The sequence below is a fragment of the Maribellus luteus genome (assembly GCF_003576475.1).
GTDB lineage: Bacteria > Bacteroidota > Bacteroidia > Bacteroidales > Prolixibacteraceae > Draconibacterium > Draconibacterium luteum.
Genome location: NZ_QWGR01000015.1, coordinates 68816 through 87935, shown reverse-complemented (window position 1 = coordinate 87935; position 19120 = coordinate 68816). Strand labels below are relative to the sequence as shown.

Below are 19120 nucleotides of genomic sequence, written 5' to 3'. Positions count from 1 at the left end.
TCTTTTTCATAATGTTTTTCATTGGTTACATTTTTATTTAAAAGTTATGTTAACCCCAATAGAATAACCACGGGGATTGGGTATTGACCATACATCGTATCCTTCACCACCTGTTCCTCCGGCAGCCGCCGAAACGGTGTTACCTACCGCGTCGATACCTGAGTAATTTGTCCAGGTAGCCAGGTCATTTCCGGCAACATAAACGACTGCTCTTGAAATAAAGGTTTTTTGCAGTATTCTGGTAGGTATACGGTATGATAATCTTAGTTCCTGCAGACGGAAGTAATTTACATTCTTTTCAAGCCAGTCTTCGTCATAGCCAGAATAGATAGAAGATCCATATACGTCGTATGTAACCGAAATGTTATTGGATGTAGGGTTGGTAGTATTTTCGTTTCCGTCCTGAAGTACACCATCGAATACAACCGGTCCTTGTTCTCTCAAATTAACTGATTCCCAACTGGTACCCCTTTGCATCATTAACCTTTTGGTTCCGTTAACAACGGTTGCTTTATACCTGCCGGCAAGCAACGCGGTAAGGCTGAAGCCTTTGTAGTTTACTCGGGTGGTAAAGCCAAATCTTAGTTTGGGTTCGCGATCCCCAATAACACTCCAAGTGGGGTCAATTACCGGTAATCCCGTTGTTGGGTCAATTAGTATCTGACCTGCATCATTTCTGCTATATGCGCGTCCGGTTAAGGTAGTAACAGGTTGGCCTACCATGATTCCGTTTCTAATATTTCCAGAGTTCCAGGTGTATGGGTTGTAATACTCGGTTACATTTTCCGGAAGGTATACTACCTCAGAGCTCGTATGAGATGCATTTACTCCAACATTCCAGGTGAGACCCGATTTTGTTCTTATAATATCCGCATCAACATGGGCTTCCCATCCTTGGGTTTCGAATGTACCAACATTCATGTTGTTCAAAACAAAACCGGTTGCATAACTTAAGCGGAAGCCTTTTACAATTTGGTCTTCACAGTGTGTCCAGAAATAGGTAAAGTCTGCATTAATCCGGTCTCCAAGGAATCGTCCTTCAAAACCAATTTCGTGAGAAGTGGTCATTTCCGGGCGTAGGTCTTTATTTGGGCCTGTAAAACCATATCTATAACCACCTCCTGTCAGTTCAGTTGCTTGCAACTGAGGATCAATTTCTAGTGGGCCGGCATCTTTTCCTACTTGAGCAATTGAACCCCTTAGCTTTAAATAGGAGATTGGATTGAATTCCTTAATAAATGGTAACTCAGAAACAATGAATGCACCTTCGATGGCAGGGTAGAAATACGAGTTGTTGTCTTTTGGAAGTGTCGACGACCAGTCGTTTCTTGCTCTCAAAGTTACAAAAGCCATATTGTTGTAGGCAAGTTCAATCTGGCCCGAGAGTGCCTGAATTCTTCTAGTTGTTGTAGTTTTTGTTGAGGCCACAGTAGATGGATCGACATTGTTAATGGAATGGAAATCAATAACAGCATAGTTAGATCCATAGGTTGCCAAACGAGTTACTCCATTCTCTATTTGATGGTAGCCAAACTGCGTAGATACATAGAATTTATCCAGGAACGTTTTATTATACCCTGCTAAGAAGTTTAGTGTAGGGTAAGAAAAATTTGATTTTGCAAGGTTGTATTGCCCAACGCCACCATTGTTGTCATAGTAATAAGGATGAATTGATGTTTCATAAGTTGAAGTTCCTACATCCCATCCAACCTGAGCCCTCACAAACGCATCTTTTACTGGGGTAATACTAAAAGCAAAACTTGATATGAATCTGTCAGAGTCGTCGTATAATTTGTTTTTATACATCCCGAACAACGGATTGAGTAGGTCAGTGTCGGTATAGTAATCCGGATTTCTCATGTGTGAACCATCGGGGCTTAGGTAATTCGACATGTCGTCAACCAAAGGCCAAAGCATTGCCTGATATAAAGGACCTGATGTACCTCTTGGCACTTTTGTGTTTTCAGTTGACACCAACTGCATTGAACCTTCAAAGCTTAACCATTTGCTTATTTTTCCTTTTCCGGCTAACGATACATTCATTCTTGAATAGTCCGTAGTTTTTACGATACCCTGTTGGTCGAGAAATGATGCCGAAGCACGGACGGAGGCTTTTTCTGATCCTCCTTCAATTGAAACATTATGCTTTGCTGAGAAACCTGTTCTTAACACCGCATCAATGTTATCGTACAATTGCATCCCTTCAGGATATAAGCCACCATATCTACTGGTGTAGTAATAGTTGGTTGTTCCGTATGCACCATTGGCATATTTCGTTTGCATATCCGGATATCCGTATGCTTTATCCCATTTAAATGCATTGCTGTAGGATACACGAGCAGTGCCTGCTGTTCCTTTCTTGGTCGTAATGATGATTGCCCCGTTAGAAGCATCCGAGCCATAAAGCGCTGCAGCTGCAGCACCTTTAAGTACTGTCATTGACTCTATATCCTCGGGGTTAAAATCATTTCCTCTGGAAGAAAAATCAAGGTTACGAACAGAGAAGTTTGCCCCGCCATCGGCTAAGCTAAGGGGGTCAAAAGTTGAGTTGTTCATCGGAATCCCATCAACAACATAGAGAGGCTGGTTGTTTCCCGAGATGGAGGTAATACTTCTGAGTACAACGGTTGTTGAAGAACCAGGTGTTCCCCCGCTCGAGCTGACATTAAGACCGGCAACACGTCCTTGTAAAGCAGATATGAAGCTTTCTCTTCCGGAATCAGAAATATCAGCAGCTTTAATGTTTTGAATTGAAGAGCCAACAGACCGGGCGACCCTTTTCATCCCGAACTCTGCTGTCACCATTACTTCGTCAATAGCTTGGACGTCAGTTTGCATTTCAACATTGATGGTATTTGATTTACCAACAGTGAATTCTTTAGAGGCATAGCCAATAAAAGAAAATTGTAAGATTTGTCCCTCGGTTGCATCTAAACTAAATTTTCCTTCGGCATTAGTCATTGTACCTTTTGTAGTTCCCTGAACGACCACGCTTACCCCTGGTAATGGCGTTTGAGTCTCTGCTTCTACCACGGTACCCGTAATAGTTCTGTTTTGAGCTAATACTCCTGATGGTATTGTTAATATCATCAGAAATACCAAGCACGTTAGAGTGATAACTTTTTTCATAAATTAGTATTTAAGATTTAAAAAGGTTACTTTTTATAACTTTCGTATAACAATTGCTTGTTCAAGATAGAGTCACTTCCATGGTTTTTGATATACATTATAATATCCATTTTGAATTCATAATACCCTTTAGTGAATTTCATCATAGAATGTTTGCAGAACCTGGGATCTAACATTCAGTTTTCCAAGCATATTTGTTTCACGCGTTGGATAAACACGGTTGCTTAGAAAGATGTAAATGAGGTTGTAAGTGGGGTCGGTCCATACAAATGTTCCGGTAAAACCGGAATGCCCGAAACTTTCGGGGCTCGCTCCCGGGCAAGGATAACTTTGCTCGGGTGTTACTTCTTTATTGTTTAACAATGGTTTATCGAAACCGAGTCCGCGCCGGTTGTTGTTTTCCGGAAACTGAACACGGGTAAATTCTTCCATGGTATTTCTGCTCAGGTACTGAGTTCCGCCGTATGTTCCCATTTGCAGGTACATTGCCATTAGCTTGGCCAGGTCGTTGGCATTGGCAAAAAGGCCTGCATTGCCCGAAAAACCACCAAAAACGGCAGCTGCCTCGTCGTGCACTGTTCCCTGGATCTGCCGTTTCCGGTAATGGGCGTCGTATTCGGTTGGCACAATCCGGTCGAGCGGAAATTTATCGAGGGGGTTGTAGGTAATGTTGTACGCACCCAGCGAGTGGTAAAAGTTTTTATCCAGAAACTCAGCATAGGTTTGCCCCGACAGATTTTCGGTAATCTGCGGAATGATCAGAAACGACAAACCACTGTAAACATATTTTCCGGGAGGATTTAGTTCCGACTTGCGGATATCTTTGTATATCCTTTTCTTGAATTTATTTTTCAGGAACAGGCCAGGCGCAACTTCCAGCTGATAACCGTCGGTTTCCTGGAAAGAATACCAGCGGTCTTCCAGTTTGTTGTCTTTTACGGTTTCTGTCCAGTAGTTTAAGTAAGGGATCAACCCGGCCTGGTGAGCAAGAATCTCGCGCCAGCCTAAATTTTCTTTATCCGACGAATGAAACAGGCTCTTTTTCCAGTCGGGCCAGTCATGCGAAAATTTATTATCGAGATTGATTTTTCCTTCATCGCTTAATTTAAGAACAGCTGCGAGCGCGCCTGAAATTTTGGTCACAGAAGCCAGGTCGTATAAATCGTCTTCCGAAACCGGAGTACGCTGATCGTAGGTGTGAAAACCATAGGTTTTGCGAAAGATAATTTTTCCGTTTTTGGCTGCGAGGACACTGCATCCGGGAGTGGCTTTTTTCTGAATCGCTTCTGAAACGATTGAGTCAATCCGGTGGTTAAGGCGCTGTGCATTCATCCCCACTTCTTCCGGGATGGTGTATTTCAATCGCACTGTATTTTCAATGTTTATTCCGTCACCAATTTTGTAATAGTTCTCCAGGCTCACAGGTAGTTTTCCTGATGCGCCAATTCCGCCGAAAATCTGCTGGGCCGCCAGTTCCTGAACCAGCGAATCGTTCTGGTAGGCCATTATCAATCCGGCAGGTGGAGTAAAGTTTTTGACCTCTGCTAAAGCATACGGACTGGAGAAAAACACCGCAATTGATTTTTTTTCGTTGGCCAGGTAATTCAGTAAATTTTCCGTTTCATGAGTCAAACCATACGATCTCTGTGGTCTGATTTTTTGCATGTTGCCTACCTGCATCGAGTGTCTTCTTTTGCTTTCGTACAAATGAAGACCCGCAATTACCAGGTTGTAATCTTTCAGCTTTGTTTTGACCTCTTCCAGTTCGGCGGCAGTAAATTGCTCCGGAAGAAAGAAGTTATCTGTCTTGGTGTATTTTGAAAGGATGTTCTGAAAAGGAGTTGGCGTGGTTCTGCCCACTGCCAGGCAGGCTACTTTTAACGTGTCAAGTCCTTGTATCGGGATCAACTGGCTTTGGTTTTCGAGCAGAGTCAATGAAGCCTCAATCATTTTCCGTTTTACCAGTTCGGCCTGCGGATTGTTCAAATCCTGCATCAGGTTACGGGTTGAAACAGGGGAGAGTTTGTTTAAGCCTGCCCAATATTTTGCGGCTAAAACTCTCCGGCATTTAAGGTCAATCTCTTCCTGAGAAAGCAGTCCGTTTTCGACCGCTTTTTTTATCCCTGCAATTGTTTGCTCCACATCTTTCGGAAATTCAATTACATCGTTGCCTGCTTTTAGTGCAAGTGCTTCAATTTCACCTGGCTCGCCATATGTGCTGGCACCTGCCATATTCATTGCATCGGTAATTATCAGGCCGTTAAAGTTCCATTGGTCACGTAAAATACCGTTAATAATTTTGGGTGAAAGACTGGACGGAATACCTTCCTGCTCGTCTAACTGAGGAACGTTCAGGTGGGCACTCATTACTCCGGCAATACCTTGCTCAACCAGCTTTTTGAACGGATACAATTCTACAGAATCGAGTCGTTCGGTAGAGTAGGGAACAACCGGCAGGGTAAAATGCGAGTCGGATTGTGTATCTCCGTGACCGGGAAAATGTTTGGCCACCGCAATAATGTTGTTTTCCTGTAAACCCTGCATGTAAGCCAGCCCGCAAGCAGCTACCTGTGCGGGAGATTCACCAAACGAACGCATCCCGATGATCGGGTTCTGAGGTTCGGTATTAATGTCAACTACCGGCCCCAGGTTTACATGAACCCCCAGGCGTTTCATTTGCCGGGCCATTTCGCGGGTTGTTTCTTTTATTAGCTCCGGGCTGTAAGACGCGCCCATCATCATGTTGTAAGGAAAGGGAATAACGCCGGGCATGCGCATGCCCACTCCCCATTCGGCATCCATGGCAACAAACAGAGGTGTTTGTGCCGAAGCCTGGTAAACATTGGTTAATTTAACCTGTTCCTCCGGGTCGCCGGTGAAAAAGATCACGCCCCCAAGGTTGTGCTTCTTTATCATTTCCGTGACTTTTAGCTGAGCAGCAATGTCGTTGTTAGCAGCAGTGTTTACCCACACCAGCTGGGCAATGCGCTGGTCCGGTGTAAGCGATTGAAATACCGAGTCTACCCACGGGTTTTCCAATAACTCATCCATTCTGAACTGGGCAAAGGTTTTTCCCCATGCCGCCATAAAAATGAGGAGTAGTAGAATCGCTTTTTTTATCCTGTTTGTCATTACAATAATCAGTTAAAAGAGATGGAAAATGAGTTAATACAGTGTTATACTTTTATAAATATTTTTTTGCGGTACAATATCCAGCCAATCAGCCAGAAAAAGCACACATGCGCCAGTGCGAAAAGCAATGAGCCGTTTAAGGGGCCGGCCAAAGGTTCAAAAACATGGTGATACAGCCAGCTGTACCCGTTGGTCATTTTTCCTTCGCCATTATCAAAACGGATGATGCGCGACAGGGTGATGGCCCACAAACCCGAAAGGGCAAAAATGAAGAGCGGGTTCATTCCGAACACCACAAAAAACGATGTCCATTTCTTGTACGATTTAATATCGATCACCCAGATAAGAACAGCCAGTACAACCGAGGCCCAGCCTGCGGAGTAGAGTACATAGGAACTGGTCCAAAGCGGTTTGTTGATAGGGAAAACCAGCCCCCAGATTAACCCGGCCGCAATACCGGCAATACCTCCAACCAGAAGTCGTTGCGGAATCTTTTGTTTATCGGTTTCCCTGATAAGTGCACCGGCCATATAGCCCAGCAATGCGGTAACAATAGCCGGTAAGGTGCTTAGTAAACCTTCCGGATCGAACGGGATACCAAAGCCCCGGTATAAGTGATTTTCACCCAGGATCATGCGATCGAAGGCAAGCGTTGCGTTTCCTTTTAGACTGTAGGGATCGTCGGAGCCAAAATAAAACAGGATGGCCCAATACAATAATAACAGTACTGCCGATATGTAGGGGAGCCATGTTTTCTTTGCCGATAATACAATTAATGAAGCGATACCATAAACAATGGCTATTCGCTGAAGAACTCCCATTATTCGTAAATGAGAAAAATCTTTGTTCCACTGGGGAAACGAATTCAGAAAGAGCCCAATGGCAAAAATCAAAAGCGTACGTTTGCCCAACCGGATGAATGAATCATGATTCAATGCATTCCCGTATTTTGAAAACGAGAAAAACATGGAAACGCCCACTACAAAAAGGAAAAACGGAAAAACCAGATCGGTTGGGGTACACCCGTGCCATTCTGAATGTCGCATTGGTGCATAAATGTATGACCAGCTCCCTGGATTATTAACTGCAATCATGGCGACTATTGTAAGGCCGCGCAGTACATCAAGAGCCAGATAACGTTTTGCTGTTTTCATTCAATTGTTACTTTGTCCCGGTTAAACAAATAATAACCGTCTGGTTAGATTTCAGTTTAAAAGTACATTTTCAAATATATATTTTTTTTGTAAGATGTATGACATGTTCTATATATAATATTTCTTCTTAATGTATTTTTCATATTGCTGTTAATGTGGCCTTTATTGTATCTTTTTGTTTTTGGTCTATTTTAATATTTGTCAATAAGAGTAATAATTGTCGATTACTGATCTTTTGTGATCTGTATTATTGAAAAAGGTATTGTTAAAAAACATATGTTGTACAAAATAAAATGTAAGATGTATTACAAATTCTGCAAATCTTTGTCTTGAATCACAACTTAAAAACTACCTATGGAACAATATATCGGAATCATGTCAGGAACGAGTATGGATGGTATTGATGCCGTTTTGGTTGGCTTTGAAGACAATAAAATATTGCATGTCCAGATGCACTCGCAGTCTTTTCCTGAAAAGCTTAAAACCAGATTGATCGAATTGATTGATAGTTACCGTGCTGAAATACATGTGCTTGGCGAAATCGATCATGAGCTGGCCTTGTGCTACGCTGATGCAGTGAAACAGCTGTTGCAGAAATCAAATACTGATTCAAGCAAGATTGCTGCCATTGGTTGCCACGGGCAAACGGTGTTTCATTCACCTACTACCCAATTTCCTTTTACCATGCAGCTGGGAGATGGAAATGTAATTGCTGCTCAAACCGGAATTCGTGCGGTTGTTGATTTTCGTCGTATGGATATGGCTTTTGGCGGACAGGGAGCTCCATTGGTGCCGGCTTTTCATCAGGCTTACTTAAACAGCAAGCGCGAGAAGCGGGTGATCCTGAATCTGGGAGGGATTGCCAATATTACGGTTCTTGCTGATGACGATAATTCGGTTCTTGGCTTTGATACCGGGCCGGCCAATTGCCTGATGGACGCCTGGATACTGCATTGTCTGGACCGCAAGTTTGACAAAGATGGCGAATGGGCGGCAAGTGGAACAGTAATTCCGGAACTATTGGACGAAATGCTGGCTGATGACTATTTTAAACAGCCGGCCCCGAAAAGTACAGGACGTGAGTTGTTCAATTTGGATTGGCTAAACAAACACCTTCAAAAAATTTCGTCATACAGGAAGGAAGATGTGCAGGCTACCTTGCTTGAATTAAGTGCGGTTAGTGTGGCTCAGTCGGTGAAAAAGTACGGACCTGAAACTGAAGCCACGTACGTTTGCGGAGGTGGCGCCTTCAACAAAATTCTGATGGAACGGCTTGCCTTTCATTTACCCGGTGCCCGTGTTGCCAATACCGAAGAGCTTGGGATTCAGTCGCAACAAATGGAAGCAGTAGCATTTGCCTGGCTGGCCATGCGGCGAATTAAAAACGAACCCGGCAACCTGCCTACGGTTACCGGTGCACGTAAAAAAGTATTACTGGGAACGATTTACGACCCGAAGACTTTTTAGCGGGACTCCTGTTTGTTATGCGATAAGAGAAGCAGACCTGTAAACATGATTAGCCCGTTCAGAAGTAAAAGTTCGAATCCAAATTTGTAGCCCCCGAACCAGGCTTCTGAATTGGCATTTACGATGTAGGTTAGCACCGGCGACAGTAAACCCACCAGCGGGACGAAGCGGTCTTTTACCATTCGTTTGGTTAGGATTCCGAAGGCAAAGAGCCCAAGCAAGGGGCCGTAAGTGTAGCCTGCCACCCTGAACACGGCGGAAACAACGCTTTCGTTATTGATAATTCTGAAAATCACAATTACTAAAAACATCAGCAGCGAAAAGCCAACGTGTACCAATATGCGGGTTCTTTTGCTTTTGGGCGCTGCCGGATCCAGGTTCAGAAAGTCGATGCAAAACGAAGTTGTTAAGGCTGTTAGGGCAGAGTCGGCACTTGAGTAAGCTGCTGATAAAATTCCGAGCAGGAACAGCGCGCCTGCAAGTGGCCCAAAATATTTGATGGCCAGTAATGGGAAAAGGTCGTCGGTTCGCGATGGTAGGTCAATTCCTTTTTGAGCAGCATAATAATACAGCATCACACCCAGCGACAGGAAGAAGATATTGGCAATAATAAAGGCAAAGCTGAACCAGAAAATATTTTTTTGTGCGTCTTTTCTTGTTTTGCAGGTCAGGTTTTTTTGCATCATGTTCTGGTCCAGTCCGTTCATGGTCAGAACAATTCCAACACCAGCCATAAATTGTTTGAAAAAGTTGGTTTTCGATTTCCAGTCCCAGTCAAAAATCCGGCTAAACGGATGGTGGTCGACTACTGTCACCATGTCGCCAAAACTTAAATCGAGCTGGCTCAGTATCACCCAAATGGTAATTCCCACGGCACCCAAAATAAAAAACGTTTGCAACGAGTCGGTCCAAACCACGGTTTTAATTCCCGCGCGGTAGGTGTAGATCCAAATCAGGAAAAGAGTGATCAAAACGGTTAGCCAGAAAGGGATTCCAAAGTCATTGAAAAAAGCAATCTGTAGTACACCTGCTGCCAGGTATAGTCTGAACGAAGCTCCGATGGTTTGCGAAACAAGGAAAAAGAAAGCTCCTGTTTTGTATGAACGAAGCCCAAAGCGCTGATCGAGATAAGTATAAATGGAAACCAGGTTTAGCCGGTAGTAAAGTGGAATAAGTACCAGTGCAATCACCCAGTATCCGATAAAGTTTCCGAGCAGGAATTGAAGGTAGGTCCATGCTGAGTTGCCAACTTCGCCGGGCACCGAAATAAAAGTTACACCCGAAATGGTGGACCCGATCATCCCAAAAGCAACCAGATACCAGGGAGAACGGCGGTTTCCGGTAAAAAAAGTTTCACTGTCGGCATTGCGCGAAGTAAACCATGACACGCCCATTAATACCGCAAAAAACATCAGAATAATAATAGCAATCAGCAGTGTACTCATTTCAAATCAGTTTTCAGAAGTGTTCGTAAAGATGCAAAACTTAAAGTGGTAATTTATTGATAAGTAACATCCATGTTCCAACTCCATTGGTCAAAATATAAGTTTCCTTTTTCCCATTCAACTTCACCGCGCTGGAAGTCGTAAGGCTCGCTGCGCGGGTGTTTTTTTTCGGGATATAGTTTCTGCGCGTAATCGTCGTTCACAATCAGGCGGTATGTATCTATTCCCTGGAAATAAAAATTGCGTAGTTGTTTGTTGCTTGTGGGTTGCAGCTTAAACGATTGGTCGAGCGGCACCCAGCCAACTCCTTCGTAATAAACTTCACACCAGTCGTGCAAATTCTCAAATCCCGGGTGAAGCATAAAACCGCTTTGCCATTTTACCGGAATTCCCTGCGAACGGGCCAAAGTCATAAAAAGCAGTGTTTGCATGCCGCAGTCGCCGTGGCGGTTGGCTAGCACGTATTGCGGGATGTTGGGAATGGTTCCGTACTCCAGCGCACTGGCCCAGGGAATTGAATCGCTGATCCACGTATAAATCGCTTCCACTTTTTTCAAAGGGTTGGTTTCATTGCCTGCGATTTGTTGTGCAAGCTCCTTCATTTCGGGAGAGAAAACAATGTGCGGAGGTCGTTCAATGGTGTTATTTTGATAGATGTCGCTGGTCGTATCATATGCCTGAATATTTTCCGGTTTCAGGTTAAAGTACTGTGGTTTTGTCCGTACCGAGAATTTTACTGAAAACAGCGTAGCTTCGTCTTTTACTGCTTTTTTCTCCATGTAAAAAGTACGCTGCAAACATTCATTCGGAGCGATTGTGTAATCTCCGGGCTCTGCTTCCAGAACCTGCAAATCGCTTTGTCTTGGGTTGCCTTCACGCGGAGCGGGCAACCAGCAACGAATCGTTTCTCCGGCAGGCACCGCGTTGGGTTTAACCGTGAGGGTGTAAGCAAAAGTAACTTGTTGGGAGGAGGCAGCATTGGGATTTTCGACACATGCCTCCACCACTTGTTGAGTATGCGCGAGGCGTAACTCTGTCAGCGAGTTAGGTTCTACGTTTTGTTCCCAAACGGGCTTGTTCTTGTTTTGGTCGAAATCAAGCAGGCGACGCAAATTCGGAACTGCATTTTTAAAGTAGCGTTTCTCTCCGTCTATGTAGCGCATCTCCAGTTTCCCGGATGCTTCCCAGTTCGCCTGGTCTGCATCGGTGGCTGAAGGGAAAGTATTTTTCAATTGCTCCCGTATTTCAAGCTCAGTGCGAGAATAATCAACCCGAATGGCATGGATTAACTGCTCCACAGAGTCCAGTTCAAAAGTACTCCATTGTGTTGTTCCCGATTTTTTGAGTGAATCAATGGTGTGCTGGAGCCTTGTAAATTCTCCCTTGTCCAGGTATTGTGCAAACGTTTTGTTGTCATCCCTGGTAGAACAAGAGAAGGTAATCACAGCCAATGCCGCGGTTAAAAGAAAGCTTAGTTTATGCCGTTTGATTAATTTGTATGACATGTTACAAATATATAAATTCGAAATATTTTCAAAACAAAAAATGAAAATAATGATGAAAAAATATTTTTCAGACATTTATTTCCCGTCCAATAAATGGCACTCATTTTTTGTGAAAATACAAACTTTCTTGAATGAGTTATAAACGTGTGGGTTGGTATTCTTTGCTTTCCAGAAAATCGATCAGTTCATCGAGCCGGTTGTAGAGTTTGTCCGTACGTTTTTCGCTTGTACCGAGGTGAATCAAAATCATGGCGCCTTTTAGCATTCCCGGTTGATTTTTTTCCTTCTCCTTCAGGTCGTTCAAAATCAATTCTGATGATTTGTAATTTTTCATATCCGGTGTAGTGTAATCGGCGTTGGTTCTGATGCCGGACGTAAAGTTCACAAGGTTTAGTCCCAGCTGACTGGTCCAGTCGGCAATGCTTTGGTTGTACCATTCATACGGCGGCAAAAAGTAGGTGGCAGAAGAAATGTCTATCCCTGCTTTTTCCATTTTGCGGTAGTTGGCGGTTAAGTCCGATTCAAACTCATCGCGGCTAAGCAGCAACGAATCACGTCGGTTCCAGTCGGCGTACAATAAATGCTTGTCGGAATGTGCGCCCAGGTAATGCCCATCCCGGATCAACTGACTGATCAGGTTTTTATTGGAAGCATGGTCGTAAAAACTTCCCGTAAAGAAGAAAGATGCTTTTACATTGCGTTGTTTTAGGGTGTTGGCGATTGTTTCACCACCGTCGTTAAAATCGTGAGCGGAGAATATCAGGTAAACATTGGCCTGGGTAGTGTCCATTCGTATGATGGCACCTTCCTTGTCTTTCACACAGTTCGTTAAGTCTGTTTCTTTTTGCCCTTCTGCTTCGAGCGAAGAAAGCACAAAACTCAAGCTGGCCGTTCCATCCATCGTTGGTTCGTTGGAAGAATAGTCGCCAATATCGTCGTGGTAAACGGCTTTGCCGTTCTGGAAATTGGCGTACACATCTTCTTTGGTTAGCTGTATGCCTCTCAAGCTTTCGTAGATGTAACTGTAAACGGGGCCATCCACCAGGCCTCCGGTGGTTGTCTGGTTCATCAAAACCGTAATGGAAGAGTGGGGGTGTTGCGGGTTGTCTCCGCCCTCGGGTAAGCCACAGATCATGCTGGTTCCCCAGGGATTGCATCCGAAAAGCCAGTCGATAAGTGCGGCCTCCATTTTTTCGTACGATTTGTCGCCTGTCAACTCGCGGTAGAGCCTTGCCTGCGTAGCTGCTGCCACAACAAAGTTATTGGAACACCAAACAAAAGGAACTCCAATCCGGAAAGGATCGTCAGCTGCATATCGTTTTATATCCTCCAGTCCTTGTTTCATCAGCGCCTGGTATTTTTTTGCAATTGCCGGGTCGGAGGATTGTGCCTGCAGAAAGTGCCCCAGGTTCACAAAAGGGTAGTATTGATAATGCCTGGCGCGGTGCAGTTCCATCCACGGGGTTACAGGTTCTAGTTCGCCCCAGTAGTTGGCTTGCTGGCTATAGGCTTTATCGCCCGATGCTTGGTAAAGCGAGGCGGCAGCCAATTCCATGTCGTCGATGTAGTTGCCTTCTTCGTAAAAATAGGGAGACACAACACAGGCAGTTTGGCACACCCCCGGATCCGACATCGCAAATTCCCAGGCGTCGCTTGCTTTGGTATTTAGTTGGGCTGCAAATGCTGCATCAATCTGTGTGAAAAGTTTTGCGCCAAGGGCAAATGCCGATGTATACTTGGCAGCGGTAGAGGCAACGCCCGTACTTCGGTTTTTGTGTTTTCCGAGCCCCTGGGGTTTCCCGGTGACAAAGTAAACCGGCCGGGCGTTTCCCAGCCCGTACGAAACCGTATCTTCAGTTGGTAACCGATAGCCACGGTGGTCGCGGTCGTCGGCAATCTGGTTGTACATTTCGTTTTTGCCCGGATTCATTTTTAGTAACCACTCCAGTCCCCAGCGAGCTTCATCCAAAATGTCGGGGATTCCGTTTTTGCCGGGTAAGCCATTCGCGTCGTAGGCATCGCCAAATACGCCCGGGTTCTGTTGGTAGGCAAACAGCATTTGATAGGTGGCATTGGCCGATGTTGTTACATATTGAAGGTAGTCAGAAGCGTCGTGCCAGCCTCCTGTAACATCAATTTTCTCTCCGCTTCGGGTCGGGTGGTCCACAATAATACCATCGTGCACGTGGCAGGAATCTTCAAAAAACGGATTGAAGCCACAACGCTGCTGACGCATGTAGTTTAATATGTAATCAGCGGTTCCGTTGTATACATCTCCGGCAATTCTGAGCGAAGGAGATTTCGTGGAAGCGGCCACAATATAATAGCCTCCCTCGCTTGTCAATTCAGAAAAATCAAATTGATAAGCCGATTGCTTTCCCCATATTTCGGCGTTGGCAGCTTGTGCTTTTGTTTCCAATACCTTTTTGTCCGATAATGTATTGTATACACTAAAGGTTTCAATGTGTATTTTTTCATCGCTCAGAAAAACAGCTGTTTTGGCTGCATTGGGTAAGTAGCCCAGCTGGTTAATGCGAATTGTGTTTTCGGCAAAACCAACGTGGACACAAAAAAGCAGTAACAGAATCGTGGAAAGAATCGTAGGCTTGTGCATATTCGTTCGTATTGGTTAGAATTCTTCAAAATTAACTTTTAGAAAAGAGAAAAACAATATTTGTAATACATGTTACATCTTATCTGGTGAAAATATTATATTTGTGGTATGACAATTCTAATTGCAGATAGCGGATCAACCAAAACAGACTGGTTATATACTGATGCTGAGGGTAATTCCCAGGTTATTCAGACCAAAGGGATAAATCCTTTTTTCAGATTAAGCGACGATATTTATCAGGAGCTCAAAAGTGAGTTGTTCCCGAAAGTTTCGGAAGTTGATGAGGTATTCTTCTATGGGGCAGGAATTATCAATACCGAGCGTGGCAATGTGGTCAAGGAGGCATTAAGCCCGTTGTATCCTAATGCAAAAATAGAAGCAAACAGCGATGTGTTGGCGGCTGCAAGGGCCTTGTTTAAACATTCAACCGGAATAGCCTGTATATTGGGCACGGGCTCAAATGCCTGTTTGTACAATGGCGAAACAGTGGAATTTGGCATTCCGCCGCTTGGTTTTATTTTGGGGGATGAATGTAGTGGTGCTGTGTTGGGAAGAAAATTACTGGGCGACTATTTTAAAAATGTCATGCCGGAAGAACTGAGAAAACGGTTTGCAGAAAAATACAATGTAAGCCAGGCAGGCGTGCTGGAGAAGGTTTACAGAACGGAACGCCCCAACAAATACCTGGCTGGCTTTGCCCCGTTTTTATCGGAAAATATTTCTGAAATATATTGCGAAACACTAGTGCGGAAAAGTATTATTGAGTTTCTGGAGCGAAATGTATTACAGATTCCGGAAGCAAGAAATTACCGCTTAGGTTTTTCGGGATCCATTGCCTGGAATTTTAAACCGATTATTGAGAAGGCGGCCATTGAATATGGTTTTTCTGCTCCTTTCATCATCCAAAAACCCATTGAACATTTAAATGATTACCATACTAACTCCAAAAAATAATTTAACAGATATGACCAATCAAAGCATAACCGAGTCGGAATCGTTGTACAAAGATCTGGATCAGATGTCAGTCCGACAGCTTTTGGAAGGCATTCATGAAGAAGACAAAAAAGTATTGCCGGCCGTTTACCAAACCATTCCGCAAATTGAAGAGCTGGTTACGAAAACGGTTGAACGGATTAAAAAAGGTGGCAGGCTTTTCTATGTGGGAGCCGGTACCAGCGGCCGTTTGGGCATTCTGGATGCTTCTGAAATTCCGCCGACTTACGGCGTTGGTTACGATGTGGTGATTGGTCTGATAGCCGGTGGCGATCAGGCTATCCGGAAAGCGGTTGAAGCCGCCGAAGACAATATGGATTTGGGGTGGCAGGAACTACAGGCTTTTAACATTAACGAACACGATACTGTGGTTGGAATTGCAGCCTCGGGAAGAACTCCCTATGTTATTGGTGCGGTTAGCACAGCCAGGGCACATGGCATTTTAACCGGCTGTATTACCAATAATCCGAATAGCGAACTGGCCCGGAATGTTGATATTCCCATCGAGGCAATTGTGGGTCCTGAATTTGTTTCGGGCAGTACCCGGATGAAATCTGGAACTTCGCAAAAACTGATTCTGAACATGATCACCACAACGCTCATGATCAAACTGGGCCGGGTAAAAGGCAACCGGATGGTAAACATGCAACTTACCAATCAAAAACTGGTGCAGCGTGGCACCCGGATGATTATGGAGGAGTTGGGTTTCGACGAAGAAAAATCAAGACGTCTTTTACTGGTTCACGGATCAGTGAATGCAGTTCTGGAGAATTACAAAAACAAGTAATTATTAGGCATTCGAATTTTTAAGAAATTTGTTGTAAACCTGCATATTACGCCCGATGTGTGCCTGCATTTTTTCATAGGCACGATCGGCGTCTTTTTCGCGGATTGCATTCACAATTTCTTTGTGGTAGCCCAGGGTGATTTCCTTTTCACCTTCAACGTTGGCATAAATATAATTACGCATCCGCGGTAAAAGGTTGTGAACGGGCTCCATGGTTACAATCACAAACGGATTCCCGGTGGCGCGTGCCACTGTTAGATGAAATTTGTTATCCAGATCAGATTCCAGTTGAGTATTGTCAGGATCGCAGGCCGCAAATTCAGTCAGATTAGTAGTCAGGTTTTTCAGGTCGTCATCGGTACGGTTTACCGCCGCCATTCTGGCAATTTCGGGTTCAAAAGCCAGCCTCAACTCAATGATCTGGGTGAGCAGATCCATGTCAAACTTCAGGTCGTAATACAGGTTCAGTGAGTCGATCGCATCTTTCATATTGATTTTCTTTACGATCATCCCACTTCCTTTACGGATCTCGATTAACCCGCGGGCGCTCAGGCGACGAAGTGCTTCGCGTAAAGCTGTACGGCTTACCGCAAACATTTCGCAAAGTTCACGTTCTGAAGGCAATTTTGAGCCAACAGGTAATTTCTTTTCCCGGATGGCACGCTCAATGTTTCGCTCAATTTTTTGACTGAGTGTTTGCGTGGTGCCGATCTTCTGAAAAATGTTATTCATTTCTGCCATATGCGCTATCTGTAGAATGTGCCAAGTTAAGCTTATTTTTCCTTTTCGCGATCGCGATTTTGAATTTTCTCAGTTTCGTATCACCGGACTTTAAAATTAGGAAGCGTGTTGGCCTTATTATATCTTTTTGAATGAGAAAACCCTGTAAATGTGAATACTTGTTTTTCTATTTTTATTCTGTTGCGATAAATTTTCGGTGTAATGGGAGAGTATTTGTCAACTGGAATCTAGGTGTCTGTCTTAATTGTAATAGTGGCAGGGCTGTTTAATTGTCATTCTTTTATTTTTATATTTGAGCCACATTTTTTCATTGACAGGAATTGGGGAACTACAGTAACGATTTTTTATTACATGAATTAAAAAATGGTCAGGAGAGGGCTTTTGACTACATTTTCAGGAAGTACTACAAGGGACTTTGCGCGCAGGCAATATCTTACATTAGTGATATGGATGCTGCCCAAAACCAGGTGCAGGAATGTTTTATTAAATTCTGGGAAAAACGTTCAGAATTGAATGAAATACAGAACTTGGCAGGATACCTTTCATTTATGGTTCGAAATCAGTGTATCGATTACCTGCGAAAGGAAAAGGTGATAGCTAAAGCCCATGATTCGGAACTGAACAGGTCTGTTTCTGAAAATTCAACCGAAAACGAATTGTTGGTGCATGAGTTTGAAGAGAAGCTAGTAGTTGCTCTGTCGAATTTACCCGAACGCTGTCGAATGGCTTTTGAATACAGCCGGTTTGAAAACCATACTTATCCTGAGATTGCAAAAAAAATGAATATTTCGGTCAAAGCAGTAGAGGCTTTGGTTGGCAGAGCACTAAAGTCGCTGCGAACGGAACTGAAAGATTACCTCCCATTGTTGCTTTTATTTCTCCGAATGATGTAACAACTTCATCCTTCACTTCGTTTTTTTCTTTTATTTCTTGTTAATCGCGCTATTCGGGCGCAAAGTATTTTAGGCTGTTACAAAGAGTCTATAAGTGTTTTTTCTTTGGGCATTTTTAAAACTGAAACTTCTGATAGATCATCAGTATATCAGAAAAATATATCACAAGACTGTCTTGCTTCTTAATTATTTTCAAATCTAATGTAGGGTATTCATTATCGGGCTTCGTCTTACTTCATATGAAATCATATTGTTGAATCATCTTATTTTATGTTAAACTAAATGTAAATAACTTATGGAGAGACGAAAAATTAGAGAAAGTAAGTTCCGGATTGCTTCAATACTGGACTTTTCAAGGATCTCATTTTTAGCGATTGCCATGGCAGTGATCCTTTTCGCAAGCAGTTGCGATGACGAGGAATCTGGCAGCCTTCCGGCAACTACTACAATTGAAGTGACGGATATAACCGATGTGGATGCGGTTGTGAGCGGAGTTGTAACTTCCAATGGCGGTTCTAAAATGTTGGCAATTGGTATTTGCTGGACTACCGAAGATACCGAACCTACTGTTGATGACAATTATGAACCAGTTGGTGAGTACACAAAAGAGGGAATTCTCGAGGAAGACTGGAACTATTCCATTACCCTTGATGAGCTAACTGCCAAAACCGATTACAAAGTTAGAGCGTATGCTGCGAACGAAGCTGGTCTTTCGTATGGCGAAACGATCGCTTTTACCACAAAAGCAGGAAAAACTTTCCATACGCTTACTCCTGATATGTTAGAAACATATACACAGGAGATTTGGGAAGGACCAAAGGAAAGCCTGGTTGATGGTGACTTTTCTACATTCTGGCACTCAGCCTGGTCGAATGATGAGGGAGCAGAAGTGATGCCATTGCCTCATTATGTACAGATAACTTTCAGCGAGGCCAAATATATTGGCGGTTTCAACTTCTGGACCCGGTCAGCTTCGGCAAGAGGTATTGATCCGGCTCAGTTTGATGTACAAATCAGTTCTGATGGAGTTGAGTATACAACGGTATGGACTTCAACCCGTTTTGATGCAAAAGTTCGTCCTGATGCAAATCAGCTTAAGCTCGATAAAAATTATTCTTCAAAATACTTTAGAATCCGAATATTGGATACCCGTACAACCGGTCAAATGTTCACGACGATGAGTGAATTACAAGTATTTGAGGATGGTTTACTACCGTATTAAGATGGTATTTCGATTAATGGTAACGAGTTTTTAAGTTC

Annotated in this window: 12 protein-coding genes; 5 read left to right on the top strand and 7 right to left on the bottom strand. The window is 43.7% G+C overall.

Annotated features, from left to right (window positions below; all coding sequences use genetic code 11):
* Positions 1-33: 33 nt before the first annotated feature.
* The 3 genes from D1614_RS19325 to D1614_RS19315 form a co-directional block, all read right to left on the bottom strand.
* Positions 34-3129 carry a SusC/RagA family TonB-linked outer membrane protein gene (locus tag D1614_RS19325; RefSeq protein ID WP_119439625.1) on the bottom strand — a complete coding sequence of 1032 codons (3096 nt, stop codon included), beginning with the start codon at positions 3127-3129 and terminating at the stop codon, positions 34-36.
* 129 nt (positions 3130-3258) lie between these two features.
* The gene (locus D1614_RS19320; RefSeq protein ID WP_119439624.1) at positions 3259-6261 is read right to left on the bottom strand and encodes a serine hydrolase domain-containing protein; all 3003 of its coding nucleotides are present in this window, start codon (positions 6259-6261) and stop codon (positions 3259-3261) included.
* A gap of 44 nt (positions 6262-6305) precedes the next feature.
* Complete coding sequence (locus D1614_RS19315; protein WP_119439623.1) at positions 6306-7415, bottom strand: acyltransferase family protein; 1110 nt, start codon at positions 7413-7415, stop codon at positions 6306-6308.
* A gap of 354 nt (positions 7416-7769) precedes the next feature.
* Here D1614_RS19315 and D1614_RS19310 point away from each other — a divergent pair, with 354 nt between their 5' ends.
* Positions 7770-8882, top strand: coding sequence for an anhydro-N-acetylmuramic acid kinase (locus tag D1614_RS19310; protein WP_119439622.1), 1113 nt, complete (start codon positions 7770-7772; stop codon positions 8880-8882).
* Here the strand turns inward: D1614_RS19310 and D1614_RS19305 are convergent.
* The 3 genes from D1614_RS19305 to D1614_RS19295 form a co-directional block, all read right to left on the bottom strand.
* Positions 8879-10327, bottom strand: coding sequence for a sodium:solute symporter (locus D1614_RS19305; protein ID WP_119439621.1), 1449 nt, complete (start codon positions 10325-10327; stop codon positions 8879-8881). The genes D1614_RS19310 and D1614_RS19305 overlap by 4 nt on opposite strands.
* Before the next feature lie 53 nt (positions 10328-10380).
* Positions 10381-11832, bottom strand: coding sequence for a transglutaminase-like domain-containing protein (locus D1614_RS19300; protein WP_162304575.1), 1452 nt, complete (start codon positions 11830-11832; stop codon positions 10381-10383).
* Between the two features lie 136 nt (positions 11833-11968).
* Entirely contained in the window at positions 11969-14446 is a 2478-nt protein-coding gene (locus D1614_RS19295) for a bifunctional glycoside hydrolase family 9 protein/polysaccharide deacetylase (protein WP_119439619.1), read from the bottom strand.
* Between the two features lie 108 nt (positions 14447-14554).
* Between D1614_RS19295 and D1614_RS19290 the strand changes: the two genes are divergently transcribed.
* A complete protein-coding gene (locus tag D1614_RS19290; RefSeq protein ID WP_119439618.1) occupies positions 14555-15400 on the top strand; it encodes an ATPase in 846 nt (281 codons plus the stop codon).
* Positions 15372-16226: an N-acetylmuramic acid 6-phosphate etherase gene (locus tag D1614_RS19285; RefSeq protein WP_241558137.1), complete on the top strand. Its 855-nt coding sequence runs from the start codon at positions 15372-15374 to the stop codon at positions 16224-16226. The genes D1614_RS19290 and D1614_RS19285 overlap by 29 nt, the downstream gene beginning before the upstream one ends.
* A gap of 3 nt (positions 16227-16229) precedes the next feature.
* Here the strand turns inward: D1614_RS19285 and D1614_RS19280 are convergent, their stop codons facing one another.
* On the bottom strand, positions 16230-16958 hold the full coding sequence (locus D1614_RS19280; RefSeq protein WP_119439655.1) for a FadR/GntR family transcriptional regulator: 729 nt from the start codon (positions 16956-16958) through the stop codon (positions 16230-16232).
* 329 nt (positions 16959-17287) lie between these two features.
* Here D1614_RS19280 and D1614_RS19275 point away from each other — a divergent pair, with 329 nt between their 5' ends.
* A complete protein-coding gene (locus tag D1614_RS19275; RefSeq protein WP_119439617.1) occupies positions 17288-17860 on the top strand; it encodes an RNA polymerase sigma-70 factor in 573 nt (190 codons plus the stop codon).
* A 295-nt stretch (positions 17861-18155) separates the two neighbouring features.
* Complete coding sequence (locus D1614_RS19270) at positions 18156-19082, top strand: discoidin domain-containing protein (RefSeq protein ID WP_119439616.1); 927 nt, start codon at positions 18156-18158, stop codon at positions 19080-19082.
* The last annotated feature ends 38 nt before the right edge of the window (positions 19083-19120 follow it).

Coding starts and splice junctions, on each gene's coding strand:
- D1614_RS19285 (WP_241558137.1), top strand. CDS start 15,372: ATGATTACCATACTAACTCCAAAAAATAATTTAACAGATATGACCAAT.
- D1614_RS19325 (WP_119439625.1), bottom strand. CDS start 3,129: ATGAAAAAAGTTATCACTCTAACGTGCTTGGTATTTCTGATGATATTA.
- D1614_RS19280 (WP_119439655.1), bottom strand. CDS start 16,958: ATGAATAACATTTTTCAGAAGATCGGCACCACGCAAACACTCAGTCAA.
- D1614_RS19295 (WP_119439619.1), bottom strand. CDS start 14,446: ATGCACAAGCCTACGATTCTTTCCACGATTCTGTTACTGCTTTTTTGT.
- D1614_RS19300 (WP_162304575.1), bottom strand. CDS start 11,832: ATGTCATACAAATTAATCAAACGGCATAAACTAAGCTTTCTTTTAACC.
- D1614_RS19315 (WP_119439623.1), bottom strand. CDS start 7,415: ATGAAAACAGCAAAACGTTATCTGGCTCTTGATGTACTGCGCGGCCTT.
- D1614_RS19320 (WP_119439624.1), bottom strand. CDS start 6,261: ATGACAAACAGGATAAAAAAAGCGATTCTACTACTCCTCATTTTTATG.
- D1614_RS19270 (WP_119439616.1), top strand. CDS start 18,156: ATGGAGAGACGAAAAATTAGAGAAAGTAAGTTCCGGATTGCTTCAATA.
- D1614_RS19305 (WP_119439621.1), bottom strand. CDS start 10,327: ATGAGTACACTGCTGATTGCTATTATTATTCTGATGTTTTTTGCGGTA.
- D1614_RS19290 (WP_119439618.1), top strand. CDS start 14,555: ATGACAATTCTAATTGCAGATAGCGGATCAACCAAAACAGACTGGTTA.
- D1614_RS19310 (WP_119439622.1), top strand. CDS start 7,770: ATGGAACAATATATCGGAATCATGTCAGGAACGAGTATGGATGGTATT.